The organism is Ancylobacter rudongensis (assembly GCF_900100155.1).
Taxonomy (GTDB): Bacteria; Pseudomonadota; Alphaproteobacteria; order Rhizobiales; family Xanthobacteraceae; genus Ancylobacter; species Ancylobacter rudongensis.
This window is the reverse complement of sequence record NZ_FMTP01000001.1, coordinates 743485-761151: the sequence shown is the minus strand read 5'-3', so window position 1 is coordinate 761151 and position 17667 is coordinate 743485. Positions and strand designations below refer to the sequence as shown.

Here is a 17667-nt window from a genome sequence, read left to right as displayed (position 1 = left end):
GACGGGCCCGCCCAGGGACGCCGCGTTCTAGCCTGCCACGGGCGGGGCGAAAAGAGCGGGCGGGCGGCCCGAGCCGGCGGTGCGACGGCGCGACGCCGATCGGCAAAGCGTGTATCACCCCGCGCCATGGAGCACCGCCAAGACGTCAGCCACGATTCCCAGCCCGGCCTTCTGCACGACCCGTGGGCGCTGGCGGCGCTGCTGGCGATGCCGCTGTTCTTCTCGACCAACCTGATCGTCGGCCGGGCGGTGGTCGACCTGGTGCCGCCCTGGTCGCTCGCCTTCTGGCGCTGGCTGCTGGCGGTGGCGGTGCTGCTACCACTCACCGCTGGCGCGCTGGTGCGTCATCGCGCGCTGCTGCGCCGGGAGTGGGCGCGCATCCTGCTGCTCGGCTGTCTCGGCATGGTGCTGTGCGGGGGCAATGTCTATGTCGCCCTCGGACATACCACTGCCACCAATGCGACGCTGATCTACACCACGTCGACCCTGATGGTCGTGGTGCTCGACGCGCTGCTGAAGCGGCGGCGGCTGCCGAAGATCCAGCTCATCGGCTCGCTGGCGGGTTTTGCCGGCATCGCGCTGATCACCGTGCATGGCGAGCCGGGCCGGCTGCTTGGCCTCGAATTCAACAGCGGCGATCTCGGCATATTGGTGGCGGCGATCGCCTGGGCGGCCTATTCGCTGCTGCTGCGGCAGGAGCCGCTGACTCAGCTCGGCGGGCAGACGGCGTTTGCCGCCAATGCCCTTGCCGGCACGCTGCTCCTCGCGCCGCTGGCGCTCTGGGAGGCGGCGAGCGGGGCCACCACCCCGGCGACGCTGGAAGCCTGGGGCGCCATCGCCTTCCTGGCGATCTTCCCCTCGGTGCTCGCCTTCGGCCTGTTCCAGTTCGCCATCAAGGCCGCCGGCGCGCCGGTGACGGCGAACTTCCTCTATCTCATGCCGGTCTATGGCGTGCTGCTGGCGGTGCTGCTGCTCGGCGAGGAACTGCACCTCTATCATGGCGTCGGCTTCGTGCTGATCCTCGGCGGCGTCATCCTCGCCACCCGCCGGCGGGAACCGCTCGCCCGCCCGGCGGATTGATCGTCCCGTCGCGGCGTGCGATGCAGCGCCATCAGGGCAACCCCATCGAACAAGGACCGCCCCTTTGGCCCATCGCAGCTTCCTGCCCGGCGCCCGCGCCGCCAATGTCATCATCGCGCTCGGGGCCTTCGCCCTCGGCTGGGCGATCTATGTGCGCTATGCACTGCTGGAGCAGTCCTCCGTCGGCCTCGCCTGCCGGACGCTGGAAACCATGACCTGCGAAACGCGGGCGCTGGTGATCGCGCTGTTCAGCCAGTCGGCATTCGGCATCGTCGCCCTCGTCACCGCGCTGGTCCAGTTGATCCGGCCCTCGCTCGTGATGTTCACACTGGCGCTGATGGCCACCTGCATGGGGCTGGTAATCTACAATAACAGCCTTGCCGGCGTGGCCGGCGGCCTGCTGCTCATATCCTTCGCCCGGCCGTGGCGAGGCGCCAGAGGGTGAAGGCCAGCACCACGAACAGGCTGCCGGTCCACAGCGCCTGCCAGTTCGCCATCGTCTCGTTCAACGCCACATAGGCCCCGGCGGCGAGGAACAGGCCGGCGGCGATGGTCTCCGCCTGCCGCCCCTCGGTGAAGCGCCCCGGGCTGGCCACCGCCGCGTAGAAGGCGAAGGCGGTGATGATCGGCGTCAGCCCGGCGAACTGGAAATCCTTGTAGCGCGGATCGAACACCAGCCCGAAGCCGATCTGCGCCACCAGCACGATCGACGCGGCGAGCAGCAAAGCGAGGCAGCGGTCGAAGAACGGCGCCCCCGGCGTCGCCTCGCTGTTAAGCGCCAGCGTCAGCGTCACCAGCCTGGTGCGCCGGCCGATCGCCGCCGCGCAGGCGAGCGGCACCAGCAGCGCCAGCCCGACCAGCGCGCCGCCGCGTATCCAGCCGCCGATGCCGAGGCTCTCCACCGGCACCGAGGCGAGAAGCCGGCCGATCATCAGCCCGGCGAAAAAGGCGATGCCGCCCACCGCCAACCATTCCCGCATCCCCAGCGGGCGCCCGCCGGCCCGCCGGCCGGCCCACCCCGCCACCGCGAAGACGGCAACGGCGAAGAGACTGCCGGCCAGCGCCTGCGCCATCCAAAAGGGATGGTCGGACACCGGCTCGCCCCAGCGGAACTTGAAGTCCCTCGTATAGGCGTCGAGGAAGCCCCAATGGCCGCCGACGGTGCCTTCCAGCACCCGCTTCCACGGCTGGTCGAACGCCTCGATGACATTAAGCCGGTAGTTCTTCGCCTTGGCGAGCGTGAGTAGTTCCTGAATCACATTGGCCTGGTTGGAGGGCGAGGGCAGCGCGCCCTCGCGCATGCGCCCCTCGCTCGGCCATCCGGTTTCGCCAATGAGGATCTCCTTGCCGGCGAAGATCTCGCCGACATGCTCGCGGATCTCGCCGAGATGGGCGACCGAATCCTCGGCCGGGACCGGCATGTCCTCCCAGAAGGGCAGGATGTGCACGGTGACGAAATCCACCGAATCCGCCAGCGAGCGGTTGCGCTCCCAGAACTCCCACACATCGGCATAGGTGACATCGACGCTGGGCGGGACCTTGGCCTTCACCTCTTTCAGAAAGCCGGCAATGTCATTGGCCGACTGCTCACCGCGCAGCAGCACCTCATTGCCGACGATGACCGCCGTGACGACATCGGGGTTTTCCTGCGCCGCCTTGATGCCGCCCTCGATCTCCGCCCGGTTGCGCACCGGGTCGGCGGCGATCCAGATGCCCTGGAGCACGGTCAGCCCATGCTTGCGGGCGAGTTCCGGCACGGCGGCGAGCCCGGCCTGGATCGAGGAGTAGGTCCGCACGCAATGGGTGATCTTGGACAACCGGGCGAGATCGTCGTCGATCTGCGCCTGCGAGAAAGCCACATCCTCGCTGAACGGGCTCTGGCCGGGACGAAACGGCGCATAGGAGACGCAGGGCAGCTTCTCGCCGGCCGCCATCGGCGCGAACGGCGCCGGCACCGGCTGGCCGAGCCATGCCCAGACAGCGACGATCGCCGCGCAGACGAGGGCGGCGAGAGCGAGGGGCAGTCGCATGCGAGGAATCTCCGCCAGGGGTCGGTCGCCGAGGGCTCGGTCGCGAGGGGCAGTCTGATGGGTTTCACCCTGCCGGGTAACGGGGCTTGGCCGCCACGGCAAGAGGCGTGTGCAAAGCGGCGGAATTTTGCGCCGGCGGGCCCCCGGGAGACGTGCCGTCATGCTGACAAATTCGATTGCTTCTCCTACTGTCCTGGCCGGTCCGGTGTTTCCTCTTTTGCGTGTGACGTTTCCCCCATGTTGTGCTCCGTACGTCCCCTCGCCGCCGCCCTGTTCGGCGGCATGATGCTGATGACCGTCGCCCCCGGCGGCGCGTGGGCCCAGAGCGCCACGCAGGAACAGAAGCCCGCCGAGCAGAAGTCGCCGGAGGAGCAGGCGAAGGAAGAGGCGCTGCGCCGCTCTGTCGAGGAATATGCCGAGGCGGCCAAGCTGCCGGGCAATGCCGGCCTGCCGGAATGCGTGTGGAGCGGACGCCGCATCGCCATGCTGCTCTGGCGCGACGACATCGACACGGCGCGCCGGCATCTGGAGCTCTATGAGCGCTTCGGCTGCCCGACCGAGCACCTGAAGATCGCGTTCCGCTGCCTGGTCCGGCAGGGCAATATCGACAGCAAGGCACAGGAGCGGCTGTCCGAGCGCGTGCATGCCTGCTGGGTCAACCCGGACGCACCGCCGGCGGTCGCGACGCCCGCCCCTGCCGCTGCCCCCGCGCAATGAATCCGCGCCCCGGCCCCTCCCGCGTCATCGGCGCGTCATGGGGCCGCCATAGTGCGGAACCATTCTCGTTCTGACGCATTTTCCGCGGCATAGCGGCATTATCGACAGACGTGGCGCGCTGTGGCGCGGTGCGGCAAAGATCGTGCTGCACATGCGTGGAAACTGTATTATAATCCGTCCGTCAGCCTCCCTTTTATCGTGGGTTTGTCTCATGCGCCCCGCCATTCGTGTCGCCGCCGCAGCTGTTGCGGTTGTGACGTGCGTCCATGTCTTTGTCTGGCTGGCTCTGCGTCAGGAGGTTTCCGCTCCCGCCGCACCCGACCGATTCCAGAGCATGTCGTTCGCGCCCTATGGCCGGGACGCCAACCCTGACAAGGGCGAGCCCACCACCGAGGCGCAGATCCGCGCCGATGTGGAGGCGGTGGCGCCCTATACGCGCGCCGTCCGCACCTATGCCTCGACCGGCAATCTCGACCTCGTCGCCCGGCTCGCCGGCGAAAAGGGGCTGAAGACCACGGTTGGCGCCTGGCTGGACGAGGATGAGGCGCGCAACGAGCGCGAAATCACCAACGCCATCGACGTCGCGAAAAAGAACTCCAACGTCGTCGGCATCGTGGTCGGCAATGAGTCGATCCTGCGCGCCGAGCGCACGCCCGAGCAGTTGATCGAGACCATTCGCCGGGTGAAGCGCGAGACCAACGTGCCGGTAACGACCGGCGAGACCTGGGACGTGTGGCTGGACCATCCCGAGCTGGTCTCCGCCGTCGACTACATTGCCGCCCACATGCTGCCCTATTGGGAAGGCGTCTCGCCCGAGCAGGTGGTCGACCACACCATCGCCATCTATGACCGTCTGCGCGCCACCTATCCCGGCAAGCGCATCGTCATCGCCGAATTCGGCTGGCCGAGCCAGGGCTACAACCGCGACAACGCAGTGCCCGGCGAACTCACCCAGGCCCAGATCATCCGCAGCTTCGCCGCCCGCGCCGACGCGCTCGGCATCGAATACAACCTCATCGAGGCGTTCGACGCGCCGTGGAAGAGCTTCGAGGGCAGCGTAGGCCAGTACTGGGGCATTCTCGATGCCGACCGGGTGGCGAAGTTCCCGCTCGCCGGCCCGATCACGCCCTCGACCTACAACGCCACCGCCGCCATCGCCCTGCTACTTGGCATCGCCTTCTCGCTGCCGGTATTCCGCTTCGCCCGCCTGACCCTGACGCAGGCGCTGGTGATGGTCGGCGCGGCAAACCTCGTCGGCGCCTGGATCGCCACCGTCACCGATCACTGGCTGACCCATTACGTCGTCGGCGGCAACATGGTGACCATGGTGGTGTGCCTAGTGCTGCTGGTGCCGCTCGTGGTGGTGATGCTCTACCGGGTGGAGGAACTGGCCACCATCGCCTTCGGCCGCACCCCGAGCCGCCTGCTGCGCCGCGACACTGTGACCGCTCCCTCACGCACGCCCAAGGTCTCGATTCACATTCCGGCCTACAAGGAACCGCCGGAGATGCTGAAGCAGACGCTCGACAGCGTCGCGCGGCTCAACTGGCCGAATTTCGAGTGCCTAGTCATCATCAACAACACGCCGGACCCGGCATTCTGGGAGCCGATCGAGGCTCACTGCCGCACGCTCGGCGAGCGCTTCAAGTTCATCAACCTGCCCAAGGTGGCGGGCTTCAAGGCCGGTGCCCTGCGCGCCGCCATGCTGCAGACCGCGCCGGATGCCGAGATCATCGGCATCATCGACGCCGACTATGTCGTCGATGCCAACTGGCTGATGGACCTCGTCCCCACCTTCGAAGACCCGACAGTGGGCATCGTGCAGGCGCCGCAGGACCACCGCGACGCCGACCGCAGCCTGCTACACGAGGCGATGAACACCGAATATGCCGGCTTCTTCGACATCGGCATGGTCCAGCGCAACGAGCATGACGCCATCGTCGTGCACGGCACCATGTGCCTGATGCGCCGCGCCGCCATGGTCGAAGCCGGCGACTGGTCGAGCGACACAATCTGCGAGGACACCGATCTCGGCCTCGCCATCGTCGAGCGCGGCTGGAAGAGCCACTACACCAGCACCCGCTATGGCTGGGGCCTGCTGCCGGACGACTTCGCCTCGTTCAAGAAGCAGCGCCACCGCTGGGCCTATGGCGGCATGCAGATCATCAAGAAGCACTGGCGCCGCATGCTGCCCAACGCCGGCACCCGCCTCACCCCGGCGCAGCGCCGCGAATTCAGCATCGGCTGGGTCAGCTGGCTCGGCTCGGAGAGCGTCGGCGCGCTGGTGGCGATCCTGTCGCTGCTCTGGGTGCCCTTCGTGCTCGGCCTCGGCATCGCCGTGCCGCAGCGCATCCTCACCATCCCGATCGTGTTCTGCTTCGGCATCTATCTCCTGCACTTCATCGCCCTCTACCGGCTGCGGGTGGCGACCACGCCGGTGCGCATGCTGGGGGCGGCCTTTGCGGCGATGGCGGTGCAGTTCACCGTCGCCAAGGCGGTGTATGACAGCTTCCGCTACAAGGACCTCGCCTTCGCTCGCACCGCCAAGGGCTCCTGGCTGGCCGACGCCGCCCGGGCCTTCCCGGCCCTGCCGGAGGCGATCATCGGTGCCGGGCTGATGCTCTCGGCAGTGGGCCTGCGCCTGACCAACTGGCACGCCGTGGTAGAGGTCGACCTGTTCGCCATCGCCCTCGCCATCCAGAGCCTGCCCTTCCTGGCGGCAGCCGGCATTGGCTGGCTTGAGGGATCGACCCTCAATTCCTTCGCCACCTGGAGCGCCCTGCGCGGCCGCGCGCTGGCGCTTCTGCCGGGCCGTACCGCGCAGCCGCAGGCGATTCCGGAGAAGATCGGCTGAGGCCTCGCCCGGCTGCCGCTTCGCAGGCGACATGAAAAAAGCCCCGGAAGCGATTCCGGGGCTTTTGTTTTCTGCCGTTTGCAGCCGGGCCTCGCCCTCAGCGCGCCGCCTCGAACACCAGCGTTGCCCCGAGCGCGGACTTCGGGCCGACCACCACCACGCCCTCGATATCCTCCACCGACATGCGGGAGGAGGAGACCCGCCGGCGCAGCCGGTCCATATCGCCGACCGCGAAGCGCACGGCGGCAAGGCGCAGCCCCGGCCCGGCCGGTGCCGCCGCGCCGAAGCGCTGGGTGAACAGCGCGTCGCTCATCACGTCGATGTCGCCGCGCGGGGTCTTGACGATGTACCAGCCATCCACCGCCCGGCGCGCCTCGCTGCCGGCGAAGGCGCTGAGAAAGCCGGTATGGGCGGCCGGATCGGCGGCGGTGAACACCACGCCGACCACGCCATCGGTACCGTTCATGTGGCGCTGCAGGTCCGGGGACCAGAAATTCTCGGGGTAGCGCTGCTGGCAGGTGAAGAAGCCGGCATGCGGCGAGCCCGGGTCGCGGGCATAGGCCAGCGAGAAGGCGACCTTGACGTCGGTCCCGTCCAGCCGCTTGCCCTCGCGCTCGAAATCGAACAGATCGAGCCCGCCGAAGCCGGCAGCGTCGAATTCCGCCTTGTCGCCGGCGGGGTCGCGCCCCTCTAGCACCAGCATGGACAGGCCGGGCCCGACATCGGCCAGGAAATCGCGGTTGAAGGCGCCGAAGGAAAAGCTCGCCTCGCCCGGCGGCGGGATACGGTCCGGCTCGGCGATCTCAAGCAGTTCGACGAAGAAGCCCGGCAGCTGGATGATCCGGTTGTCGGTCCCCCAGGGATGCCGATTGCGGGTGCCGACCGTGAAGCCCAGCATGTCGTAGAGTTCGCCGGCCGCCTCCAGATCGCGGACGACATGGACGACGTGATCAAGACCGCGCTCCACCAGCACCTCTCCCCGTTCGGCCGGCACGCGAGGCCCCGGCCTGGTTTCCCCACAGCGCCATGAGAGCACGGCGGCAGCAGGTTAATCCAGCCTCGACTGACGCCAGCGGCGGCCACTCCCAGCACGCCCGCCCGCGACCGGCGGAATCAACCTGCCAGCACAGCCGCCCAACCGCTTGATCGGAAAGACAGAGTCCAGACGGCCGGGCGCGCCGCCGGCGCGCCCGCAGGCTCAGAACAGCCGGCTCTGCACCGCCGCCGCGCCGATGAAGGAGGCGAAGAGCGGGTGCGGCTCGAACGGACGCGACTTCAGCTCGGGATGGAACTGCACGCCGACGAACCAGGGATGGTCGGGATATTCGATGATTTCCGGCAGCAGCCCGTCCGGCGACAGGCCGGAGAACAGCATGCCGCAGGCTTCCAGCCGCTCGCGATAGGCCATGTTGACCTCGTAGCGGTGGCGGTGACGCTCGGAAATCGTGGTGTCGCCATAGATCTCGGCCACACGGCTGCCCTCGGCCAGAGCCGCGGGATAGGCGCCGAGCCGCATGGTGCCGCCGAGATCGCCGCTGAGGCCGCGCCGCTCCAGCTCATTGCCGCGCAGCCATTCGGTGAGCAGGCCGACCACCGGCTCGTCGGTGGGGCCGAACTCGGTCGAATTGGCCTTGTCGACACCGGCGAGATTACGGCTCGCCTCGATCACAGCCATCTGCATGCCGAAGCAGATGCCGAGATAGGGAACGCGCCGCTCGCGGGCGAACTGCGCCGCGCGGATCTTGCCCTCGGCGCCACGCTGGCCGAAGCCGCCCGGCACCAGAATGCCATGCACATGTTCGAGGAAGGGCGAAGGGTCCTCGCGCTCGAAGATCTCGCTCTCGATCCAGTCGAGATTGACCCGCATATTGTTGGCGAGCCCGCCATGGGTCAGCGCTTCGATCAGGGATTTATAGGCGTCCTTCATCCCCGTATACTTGCCGACGATAGCAATGGTGACGGAGCCTTCCGGGTTACGGATACCCGCCTCGACCCGCTTCCAGCGCGTCAGGTCCGGCTCCGGCGCCGGCTCGATGCCGAAGGCAGCCAGCACTTCCGTGTCGAGCCCGGCCTCGTGATAGGCGGAGGGCACGGCATAGATGCTGTCGGCGTCGCGGGCCTCGATCACGGCGCTCTCGCGCACATTGCAGAACAGGCCGAGCTTGCGGCGCTCCTCGCGCGGAATCTCGCGGTCGGTGCGGCAGAGCAGAATGTCCGGCGCGATACCAATCGAGCGCAGCTCCTTCACCGAATGCTGCGTCGGCTTGGTCTTCAATTCGCCGGCGGAAGGGATGAACGGCAGCAAGGTGAGGTGGATATAGATGCAGTGCTTGCGCGGCAGGTCGTTGCCGATCTGGCGGATCGCCTCCAGGAACGGCATCGCCTCGATGTCGCCGACCGTGCCGCCGATCTCCACCAGCACGAAGTCGTAGCCCTCATTGCCGGACAGCACGAAGTCCTTGATGGCGTTGGTGACGTGCGGAATCACCTGGATGGTGGCGCCGAGATAATCGCCGCGCCGCTCCTTGGTGAGAATGTCCTGGTAGATGCGCCCGGTGGTGATGTTGTCCTGCTTGGTCGCGGGACGGCCGGTGAAGCGCTCATAGTGGCCGAGGTCGAGATCGGTCTCGGCGCCGTCATCGGTGACGAAGACCTCGCCGTGCTGATACGGGCTCATCGTACCCGGATCGACGTTCAGATAGGGGTCGAGCTTGCGCAGCCGGGTCTTGTACCCACGGGCCTGCAGCAATGCACCGAGTGCGGCGGAGGCGAGGCCCTTGCCAAGCGAGGACACGACGCCGCCGGTGATGAAGATATAGCGCGCCATGGAATTTGGTTTCTACCGGCAAAAACGCGATTCGACGAGGGCCCGCCTTGCCGAACGGGCGCTCGCCTGTGGCTAAACCGAATGCCGCGCCGGGAAGGTCCGACGCGGCGCCGATGTCACTGCGACTGCGGAGCCTGCGGCGCGGCCGGGGCGGCCGGCGGCGCGGGCTGGGCGGCATTGAGCTGGTCGAGCACCGAGCTGCCCGGTGCGGGGGCCGACGGCACGCCCGGCACCGCCGTCGGCGCATTGAAGATGGTGGTCGGGCCACGGCCCCAGCCAGCCAGAATGGTGAGCGACAGGCTGGTGATGAAGAACATCCCGGCGAGCACCGCTGTGGCGCGGGTCAGCACATTGGCCGTGCCGCGCGCGCTGAAGAAGCCGCCACCGCCGCCTCCCCCGCCGCCACCACCGATGCCGAGGCCGCCCCCTTCGGAACGCTGAATCAGCACCACGCCGATCAGGGCCAGCACGACCATGAGATGGATGACGATGAGTACGGTTTGCATCTGACGCCTTCAAAATGCTCATGCAGCGGCACACGAGCCCTGTCCCGGACTCGACGCGCCGCCATCTTTGGGCGCGTTCCTACACGATTGCGGCCGGGGTTTCCAGCCACCGCGCCTACGCCGGAGGACGAACACCCCTCGCCGCGCACCGGAAGGACGCGCTGCGCCTAGAGATAGGCGCGGGCGATGGCGAGAAAAGACTCGGCCTTGAGGCTCGCCCCGCCGACCAGAGCGCCGTCCACATCGGCCACGGCGAGAATCTCCGTGGCATTGTCCGGCTTCACCGAGCCGCCATAAAGCAGCCGGAACCCGTCGCCCTCCGCGCCGAAGCGCGCCTTGAGCGCGGCCCGCAGCGCCGAGTGCATTTCGGCGATGTCCTCAATGGTCGGCGTCAGGCCGGTGCCGATCGCCCAGACCGGCTCATAGGCGACCACGAGGTCGGCCGCCGTGGCGCCGTCGGGAATCGATCCCTCCAGCTGGCCGCGCACCACATCCAGCGCCTGCCCCGCCTCGCGCTCGGCCCGCGTCTCGCCGACGCAGAGGATGGCGACGAGCCCGGCACGGCGAGCCGCCTCGGCCTTGGCCCGCACCTGGCCATTGCTCTCGCGATGGTCCTGCCGCCGCTCGGAATGGCCGACGATCACGGCGCTGGCACCCGCATCGGCCAGCATCTCGGCGGCGATATCGCCGGTATGGGCACCGAACGGCTTGGCATGGCAGTCCTGCCCGCCGATGCCGACATCGCCCCGGCCGGCGGCAAAGGCGGCGAGCAGCGTCGCCGGCGGGCACACGAGCAGGTCGGTCTTCGCCTTCAGCGCGCCGTCATATCCTTCGACGATCCGATCGAACTCGGCGAGCGAGGCCGTCAGACCGTTCATCTTCCAATTGCCGGCGACCAGCGGACGACGCATCTTCATACCGTTCCAAGCTCCTGCACTGTAAAGCTCCGCGCCATCGCCTCATAACAGACCGGGTGGGCCGGCGCAGCGGCTTTCGCTGCAGAAAGGACGCATCAGTGCCGTTGCGGCGGCGGGGACGCCTCCCTATTATGCGCGCCTTTCGCGCCCCGGGCCGTTGCCCGTCCGACGCCAGACGAGAATGAAATGCTTGAGTCGCTGCGCAAGAGCTCTACCGGAATTGTCGCCAAGATCCTGATGGGTCTCCTCATCCTCAGCTTCGCGGTCTGGGGCATCGCCGATGTGTTTCGCGGCTTCGGCGGCCAGACGCTGGCGACGATCGGCGACAGCGAGATCACCGTGCCGGAATTCCGCCAGGCCTATCAGGAGCGGCTCCAGCAGATCAGCCAGCAGCTCAAGCGCGGCATCACGCCCGGCCAGGCCCGCGCCTTCGGCATTCCCGACCAGCTCCTGAACGAACAGCTCGCCGAGGCAGCGCTCAACGACCAGGCGAAGTCGCTTGGCCTGGCGCTCTCCGATGAGGAGATCGCGCGGCGGGTGCAGGCCAACCCGGCGTTCCACGGCCCGAGCGGCAGCTTCGATCCCGCCTATTTCAATCAGCTCCTGCGCTCCAACGGCTTCACAGAGGCCCGTTTCGTCGCGGCGGAACGCGGGCTCGCCCTGCGCCAGCAGCTGATCCAGTCGCTGGGTGGCGGCATCGAGGTGCCGCAGGTGTTGAAGGACGCCCTCGCCCGCTATGAGGGCGAGGAGCGCTCGGTCAATTACGCGATGCTGACACCGGCCGCCCTTACCGCCCCGGCCGCCCCCTCGGACGAGGAGCTGCAGAAGTTCTTCGAGGCGCGCAAGGTCGCCTTCCGCGCGCCGGAATTCCGCACGATCGGCGTGCTGGTGCTGACGCCGGAAGCACTGGCGTCGAGCGAGTCGGTTTCCGACGCCGAGGTCGAGGCCGCCTACAACGCCAACCTTTCCACCTACGGCACGCCGGAGAAGCGCGTCGTCCAGCAGCTCGTCTTCCCCTCGCAGGATGAGGCCGAGGCTGCCGCCGCGCGCATTGCCGCCGGCACGCCCTTCACCGACATCGTCACCGAGCGCAAGCTGAGCGCCAAAGATGTCGATCTCGGCAACGTCTCCCGCGCCGACATCATCGACCGCCAGGTCGCAGATGCCGCCTTCTCGCTCCCGGCCGAGGGCACCAGCGGCGTCATCGCCGGCCGCTTCGGCCCGGTCATCGTCCATATCGGCGCCATCACCCCGGGCAGCGTCCAGCCGCTGGCGGAGGTGGCGCCGGCGATTCGCGCCGCGCTGCAGGTCAACGCCGCCCGGCGGGCGATGCTGACCACCTATGACAGCATCGAGGATGAGCGCGCCGGCGGCGCCCAGCTGGCCGAGATCGCCGGCAAGGTCGGGCTGAAGCTGCAGAATTTTGACACCAGCATCCAGGGCCAGGCGCCCGGCGGCACGGCGATCGCCACCTTCCCGGCCCGCTCGGAGGTCCTGCGCGGCGCCTTCTCCTCCGAGGTCGGGGCGGAGAACGACCCGGTCCAGCTGCCGCAGAATGGCGGCTATGTCTGGTACCAGGTCGACGAGATCACCCCGCCGCGCGAGCGTTCCTTCGAGGAGGCCCGCGCCCAGGTTCTCGACCGCTGGAAGCAGGACCAGGCCGCCCAGGCGCTCGACGCCCGGGTTGAGGAGATCAAAGCGAAGATCGCCGCCGGCACGCCCTTCGACCAGGCCGTGAGCGAGGCCGGGCTCGAACTGCGCGCCGCCAATGGCCTGCGCCGTGGCCGCACCGCCGATGGCGTGCCGCAGGACATCATGGCCGCCGTGTTCGAGACGCCCGAGGGCGGGGTCGGCAGCGCGATGGCGGAGGCCGGCGAGAGCCGCCTGCTGTTCCAGGTGCTGCGCGCCAGCGTGCCCAGCACGACGGCCGCCACTGACGAGAAGCTGGTCTCAGACCTGCGCCAGAACCTGCAGAACGACCTGATGACCGAATATCTGGTCGAGCTGCAGGCGCGCCTCGGCGCCCGCATCAACCGCGCCGCGCTCGACCAGATCGTCGGCACCGACGCGGTGAACTGAGGCGGAACGCGGGTCATGAGCCTCACTCCTGAAGCGGACGCCTTCGCCGCCACCTATCAGCGCGGCGAGGCGCAGGTCGTCACCACCACGCTGATCGCCGATCTCGAAACCCCGGTCTCGGCCTTCCTCAAGATCGCCGGCGAGCGGCCCAACAGCTTCCTGCTCGAATCGGTCGAGGGCGGCGCCACGCGCGGGCGCTACTCGATGATCGGCATCGACCCGGACGTGATCTGGCGCTGCCATGGCGACCGCGCCGAGATCAACCGCCGCGCCGCCACCGACGCCGAGGCCTTCGAGCCCTGCGCGCAGCCGCCGCTGCTGGCGCTGCGCGCGCTTGTCGAGGAATCGCGCATCCACCTGCCGGAAGGCGCCCCGCCGATGGCGGCCGGCGTGTTCGGCTATCTCGGCTACGACATGGTGCGGCAGATGGAGCGCCTGCCGGCGCCCAAGCCGGACGTGTTCGGCGTGCCGGACGCGATCTTCATCCGCCCGACGGTCATGGTGGTGTTCGACGCCGTGCGCGACGAGATCACCGTCGTCACCCCGGTGCGTCCCGATGCCGGCGTGCCGGCGGCCGCGGCCTATGAGGCGGCGCGCGTGCGGCTGGAGAAGGTGGTGGCGGCGCTCGACAGCGCGCTGCCCAACCTGCCCTCCGAGGATGCCTTCCACCAGGCGGTGGAGCCGCAGTCCAACACCGAGCCGGCGGCCTATCTCGACATGGTCGAGCGGGCCAAGGAGTACATCCGCGCCGGCGACATCTTCCAGGTGGTGCTGTCGCAGCGCTTCGAGGCACCGTTCAACCTGCCGCCCTTCTCGCTCTACCGGGCGCTGCGGCGGATCAACCCGGCGCCGTTCCTGGTCTATTTCAACTTCGGCGGCTTCTCGCTGGTCTGCTCCAGCCCGGAGATTCTGGTGCGGCTGCGCGCCGACACCGTCACCATCCGTCCCATCGCCGGCACCCGTCGGCGGGGCGCAACCCCGCATGAGGACAAGGCGCTGGAGGAGGAACTCCTCGCCGACCCGAAGGAGCGCGCAGAGCACCTGATGCTGCTTGACCTCGGGCGCAACGATGTCGGCCGCGTCGCCACCATTGGCTCGGTGCATGTTACCGACAGCTTCTTCGTCGAGCGCTACAGCCAGGTCATGCACATCGTCTCCAATGTCGAGGGCACGCTCGACCCGCGCCGCGACGCGCTCGACGCCCTCGCCGCCGGTTTTCCTGCCGGCACCGTCTCGGGCGCGCCGAAGGTGAGGGCGATGGAGATCATCGACGAGCTGGAGCGCGACAAGCGCGGCATCTATGCCGGGGCCATCGGCTATTTCGGCGCCGATGGCGAAATGGACACCTGCATCGTGCTGCGCACCGCCGTGGTGAAGGACGGGCGGATGTATGTGCAGGCGGGCGCGGGCATCGTCTATGATTCCGTGCCCGAGAGCGAATTGCAGGAATGCGTCAACAAGGCCAAGGCGCTGTTCCGCGCCGGCGAGGAAGCCGTGCGCTTCGCCGCCCGGGCCGGACGTGGGCAGTAAGGCCATGGGCGGGGAGCGGCGTCACGCGCGATGGCGGGGCTGGCGATAGAGACGATCGCCGGACGGTGCGGCTTGACCCTGCGCCGGAACACAACCTAGACCTTTTCACAGCCGCATCAGGCCGGCGGATGGACGCACGATGATCCTGCTCATCGACAATTACGACAGCTTCACCTGGAACCTCGTCCACTATATCGGTGGCCTCGGCGCCGAGGTCGAGGTACGCCGCAACGACACCCTCACCGTCGATGAGGCCATGGCGCTGAAGCCCGAGGCCATCGTCATCTCGCCGGGACCGGCGACGCCGAACGAGGCCGGCATTTCCTGCGCGCTGATTGCGCGGGCGGCGGCCGAGGGCGTGCCGGTGTTCGGCGTGTGCCTGGGCCACCAGGCCATCGGTCAGGTGTTCGGCGGCGACGTGGTGCGCGCGCCGCAGCCCATTCACGGCAAGCTCTCCAACATCAGCCACAGCAATGAGGGCGTCTTCCACGGCATCAACGGCACGCTGCGGGCAACGCGCTACCACTCGCTGGTGGTGAAGCGCGACACGCTGCCCGACGCGCTCGCCGTCACCGCCCAGACCGATGACGGGCTCATCATGGGTCTTTCGCACAAGACGCTGCCCGTGCACGGGGTGCAGTTCCACCCGGAGAGCATCGCCTCCGAGCACGGCCGGACCATCCTCAAGAACTTCCTCGACCTCGCGCGCGCCTGGAATGCCGGCCCCGGCCGGAAGCGGGCGGCGTGAGCGCGGCACAACAGGCGGGGACGCAGGGCCACATGGACAACCTCAAGCCCATCATCGGCAAGCTGGCGACCGGCACCACTCTGACGCGGGCGGAAGCCGCCGCCGCCTTCGACGTGATGATGTCGGGCGAGGCGACGCCCTCGCAGATCGGCGCCATCCTCATGGCGCTCAGGGTGCGGGGCGAGGCGATCGAGGAAATCGCCGGCGCCGTTTCCACCATGCGCGCCAAGATGCTGCGGGTGGACGCGCCGGCCGACGCTGTGGACGTGGTCGGCACCGGGGGCGACGCCTCCGGCTCCTACAACATCTCCACCTGCGCCGCCTTCATCGTCGCCGGCGCGGGCGTGCCGGTGGCCAAGCATGGCAACCGCGCGCTCTCCTCGAAGTCCGGCGCCGCCGACGTACTGATGGCGCTTGGCGTGACGATCGACCTGTCGCCAGCCGCCATCTCCCGGTGCATCAGCGAGGCCGGCATCGGCTTCATGTTCGCCCCCGCCCATCACCCGGCGATGAAGCATGTCGGCCCGACCCGGGTGGAAATGGGCACGCGCACCATCTTCAACCTGATCGGCCCGCTGTCCAACCCCGCTGGCGTCACCCGGCAGATGGTCGGCGTGTTCGCCCGAGGCTGGGTCGAGCCCATCGCCGAGGTGCTGCGCACGCTCGGCTCGACCCGCGCCTGGGTGGTCCACGGCTCCGACGGCCTCGACGAGATCACCACCACAGGCCCGACCCATGTCGCCGAACTGAAGGACGGCGCCATTCGCAGCTTTGAGATCGCGCCGGAGACGTTCGGCCTCACCCGCGCCACGCCGGAAGCGCTGAAGGGCGGCGACGGCGCCGCCAATGCGCTGGCATTGCGCGCGGTGCTCAATGGCGAGCCGAGCGCCTATGCCGATGTCGCCCTGCTCAACGCCGCCGCCGCGCTGGTCGTTGCCGGCAAGGTCGACGAACTCGGCGCCGGACTGGAACTGGCGCGCGCCAGCCTGACGGGCGGCCATGCGGCGGCGGCGCTCGACCGGCTGGTCGCGGCCTCCGCCCTCGCAGCGGCGGAATAGGAGCGCGGCATGGCCGACATTCTGGAGAAGATCGGCGCCTATAAGCGCGAGGAGATCGCCACCGCCAAACGCGAGCGGCCTTTCGCCGGCGTGCGCGCTGCTGCCGAGGCGCAGCCCCCGGCGCGTGGATTCCTCAAGGCGATCGAGGCGAAGATCGCCGCCGGCACCACCGCGCTGATCGCCGAGATCAAGAAAGCCAGCCCCTCCAAGGGGCTGATCCGCGCCGATTTCGCCCCGCCCTCTCTGGCCCGGGCCTATGAGGAAGGCGGGGCGGCGTGTCTGTCCGTGCTTACCGACCGCCCCTCCTTCCAGGGCGCGCCGGAGTTCCTCGTCGCCGCCCGGGCCGCCTGTTCGCTGCCGGCGCTGCGCAAGGATTTCCTCTACGACACCTACCAGGTGTTCGAGGCGCGCAGCTGGGGCGCCGATTGCATCCTCGTCATCATGGCCTCGGTCGAAGATGCGCTGGCGCTCGACCTCGTCGAGACCGCGCACGGCCTCGGCATGGACGCGCTGGTGGAGGTGCATGACGACGCCGAGCTCGACCGGGCCTTGAAGCTGCCGGCGCGGCTCGTCGGCATCAACAACCGCAACCTGCGCAATTTCGAGGTGACGCTGGAAACGTCCGAGCGCCTCGCCCCGCGCATCCCCGCCGACCGCATCATCGTCGGCGAAAGCGGCATCTTCACGCCGGACGATATCGCCCGGCTGGCGCAGGTGAACATCAACTGCATCCTTGTCGGCGAGAGCCTGATGCGGCAGGCGGATGTGGCGGACGCGACGCGCACCCTGCTCGCCCCCACCTTGCCCGCGCGCGCGGCCGGCTGATCCATGTCCGACGCGCCCCGCCTGACCCATCTCGACGCCGCCGGCGCCGCCAACATGGTCGATGTCGCCGACAAGCAGGTCACGGATCGCGTTGCGGTTGCCGAGGGCGAGGTGGTGATGCGGGCGGAGACGCTCGACCTCATCCTCTCCGGCAATGCCAAAAAGGGCGACGTGATCGGCACCGCGCGCCTTGCCGGCATCATGGCGGCCAAGCGTACCCATGAACTGATCCCGCTCTGCCACGCCCTCCTGCTCTCCAAGGTCGCAGTGGAGATCGAGCCCGCCCCGGCCCTGCCCGGCCTCGTCGTCCGCGCCACGGTCCGCACCAGCGGCCAGACCGGCGTCGAGATGGAAGCACTGACCGCCGTCACCGTCGCCTGCCTCACCGTCTACGACATGGCCAAGGCGGTCGATCGCTTCATGCGGATCGAGAAGGTGCGGCTGCTGGAAAAATCCGGTGGACGCTCCGGCCATTGGCAGGCGGACTGAGGAGAAA

15 protein-coding genes are annotated in these 17667 nt (G+C 68.6%); 10 read left to right on the top strand and 5 right to left on the bottom strand.

Annotated elements, in window-relative coordinates; all coding sequences use genetic code 11:
- Window positions 1–126: 126 nt before the first annotated feature.
- Together BLO63_RS03445 and BLO63_RS03440 are read left to right on the top strand one after the other, a co-directional pair.
- Window positions 127–1080, top strand: coding sequence for a DMT family transporter (locus BLO63_RS03445; protein ID WP_091436779.1), 954 nt, complete (start codon window positions 127–129; stop codon window positions 1078–1080).
- A gap of 64 nt (window positions 1081–1144) precedes the next feature.
- The gene (locus tag BLO63_RS03440) at window positions 1145–1525 is read left to right on the top strand and encodes a hypothetical protein (RefSeq protein WP_091436777.1); all 381 of its coding nucleotides are present in this window, start codon (window positions 1145–1147) and stop codon (window positions 1523–1525) included.
- Here BLO63_RS03440 and BLO63_RS03435 read toward each other — a convergent pair.
- A complete protein-coding gene (locus BLO63_RS03435; protein WP_091436775.1) occupies window positions 1485–3110 on the bottom strand; it encodes a glycoside hydrolase family 17 protein in 1626 nt (541 codons plus the stop codon). The two genes, BLO63_RS03440 and BLO63_RS03435, sit on opposite strands and share 41 nt — an antisense overlap.
- Window positions 3111–3347: 237 nt before the next feature.
- On the opposite strand from BLO63_RS03435, the gene BLO63_RS03430 reads away from it, so the two are divergent.
- Entirely contained in the window at window positions 3348–3827 is a 480-nt protein-coding gene (locus BLO63_RS03430) for a hypothetical protein (protein ID WP_091436773.1), read from the top strand.
- A gap of 334 nt (window positions 3828–4161) precedes the next feature.
- Window positions 4162–6681 carry a glycosyltransferase gene (locus BLO63_RS03425; protein ID WP_091436771.1) on the top strand — a complete coding sequence of 840 codons (2520 nt, stop codon included), beginning with the start codon at window positions 4162–4164 and terminating at the stop codon, window positions 6679–6681.
- Window positions 6682–6778: 97 nt separating this feature from the next.
- Here the strand turns inward: BLO63_RS03425 and BLO63_RS03420 are convergent, their stop codons facing one another.
- The 4 genes from BLO63_RS03420 to tpiA form a co-directional block, all read right to left on the bottom strand.
- Window positions 6779–7675: a VOC family protein gene (locus BLO63_RS03420; protein WP_425284313.1), complete on the bottom strand. Its 897-nt coding sequence runs from the start codon at window positions 7673–7675 to the stop codon at window positions 6779–6781.
- Window positions 7676–7879: 204 nt separating this feature from the next.
- Window positions 7880–9508, bottom strand: a complete 1629-nt coding sequence (locus BLO63_RS03415) for a CTP synthase (RefSeq protein WP_091436768.1) — start codon at window positions 9506–9508, stop codon at window positions 7880–7882.
- A gap of 116 nt (window positions 9509–9624) precedes the next feature.
- On the bottom strand, window positions 9625–10014 hold the full coding sequence (gene secG, locus BLO63_RS03410; RefSeq protein ID WP_091436766.1) for a preprotein translocase subunit SecG: 390 nt from the start codon (window positions 10012–10014) through the stop codon (window positions 9625–9627).
- 167 nt (window positions 10015–10181) lie between these two features.
- Window positions 10182–10931, bottom strand: coding sequence for a triose-phosphate isomerase (gene tpiA, locus BLO63_RS03405; protein ID WP_091436765.1), 750 nt, complete (start codon window positions 10929–10931; stop codon window positions 10182–10184).
- A gap of 186 nt (window positions 10932–11117) precedes the next feature.
- Here tpiA and BLO63_RS03400 point away from each other — a divergent pair, with 186 nt between their 5' ends.
- From BLO63_RS03400 to moaC, 6 genes are all read left to right on the top strand, one after another.
- Entirely contained in the window at window positions 11118–13010 is a 1893-nt protein-coding gene (locus tag BLO63_RS03400) for a peptidylprolyl isomerase (RefSeq protein WP_091436763.1), read from the top strand.
- Between the two features lie 15 nt (window positions 13011–13025).
- Window positions 13026–14540 (top strand): anthranilate synthase component I, encoded by a 1515-nt coding sequence (gene trpE, locus BLO63_RS03395; RefSeq protein WP_091436761.1) that lies wholly within the window; start codon window positions 13026–13028, stop codon window positions 14538–14540.
- A gap of 139 nt (window positions 14541–14679) precedes the next feature.
- A complete protein-coding gene (locus BLO63_RS03390) occupies window positions 14680–15288 on the top strand; it encodes an anthranilate synthase component II (protein ID WP_091436759.1) in 609 nt (202 codons plus the stop codon).
- A 32-nt stretch (window positions 15289–15320) separates the two neighbouring features.
- On the top strand, window positions 15321–16346 hold the full coding sequence (gene trpD, locus BLO63_RS03385) for an anthranilate phosphoribosyltransferase (protein ID WP_091436758.1): 1026 nt from the start codon (window positions 15321–15323) through the stop codon (window positions 16344–16346).
- 9 nt (window positions 16347–16355) lie between these two features.
- Complete coding sequence (gene trpC / locus BLO63_RS03380; protein ID WP_091436756.1) at window positions 16356–17171, top strand: indole-3-glycerol phosphate synthase TrpC; 816 nt, start codon at window positions 16356–16358, stop codon at window positions 17169–17171.
- Between the two features lie 3 nt (window positions 17172–17174).
- The gene (moaC, locus tag BLO63_RS03375; protein WP_091436754.1) at window positions 17175–17660 is read left to right on the top strand and encodes a cyclic pyranopterin monophosphate synthase MoaC; all 486 of its coding nucleotides are present in this window, start codon (window positions 17175–17177) and stop codon (window positions 17658–17660) included.
- The last annotated feature ends 7 nt before the right edge of the window (window positions 17661–17667 follow it).

Coding starts and splice junctions, on each gene's coding strand:
- BLO63_RS03445 (WP_091436779.1), top strand. CDS start 127: ATGGAGCACCGCCAAGACGTCAGCCACGATTCCCAGCCCGGCCTTCTG.
- BLO63_RS03435 (WP_091436775.1), bottom strand. CDS start 3,110: ATGCGACTGCCCCTCGCTCTCGCCGCCCTCGTCTGCGCGGCGATCGTC.
- BLO63_RS03430 (WP_091436773.1), top strand. CDS start 3,348: ATGTTGTGCTCCGTACGTCCCCTCGCCGCCGCCCTGTTCGGCGGCATG.
- BLO63_RS03425 (WP_091436771.1), top strand. CDS start 4,162: ATGTCGTTCGCGCCCTATGGCCGGGACGCCAACCCTGACAAGGGCGAG.
- BLO63_RS03415 (WP_091436768.1), bottom strand. CDS start 9,508: ATGGCGCGCTATATCTTCATCACCGGCGGCGTCGTGTCCTCGCTTGGC.
- secG (WP_091436766.1), bottom strand. CDS start 10,014: ATGCAAACCGTACTCATCGTCATCCATCTCATGGTCGTGCTGGCCCTG.
- tpiA (WP_091436765.1), bottom strand. CDS start 10,931: ATGAAGATGCGTCGTCCGCTGGTCGCCGGCAATTGGAAGATGAACGGT.
- BLO63_RS03400 (WP_091436763.1), top strand. CDS start 11,118: ATGCTTGAGTCGCTGCGCAAGAGCTCTACCGGAATTGTCGCCAAGATC.
- trpE (WP_091436761.1), top strand. CDS start 13,026: ATGAGCCTCACTCCTGAAGCGGACGCCTTCGCCGCCACCTATCAGCGC.
- BLO63_RS03390 (WP_091436759.1), top strand. CDS start 14,680: ATGATCCTGCTCATCGACAATTACGACAGCTTCACCTGGAACCTCGTC.
- trpD (WP_091436758.1), top strand. CDS start 15,321: ATGGACAACCTCAAGCCCATCATCGGCAAGCTGGCGACCGGCACCACT.
- trpC (WP_091436756.1), top strand. CDS start 16,356: ATGGCCGACATTCTGGAGAAGATCGGCGCCTATAAGCGCGAGGAGATC.
- moaC (WP_091436754.1), top strand. CDS start 17,175: ATGTCCGACGCGCCCCGCCTGACCCATCTCGACGCCGCCGGCGCCGCC.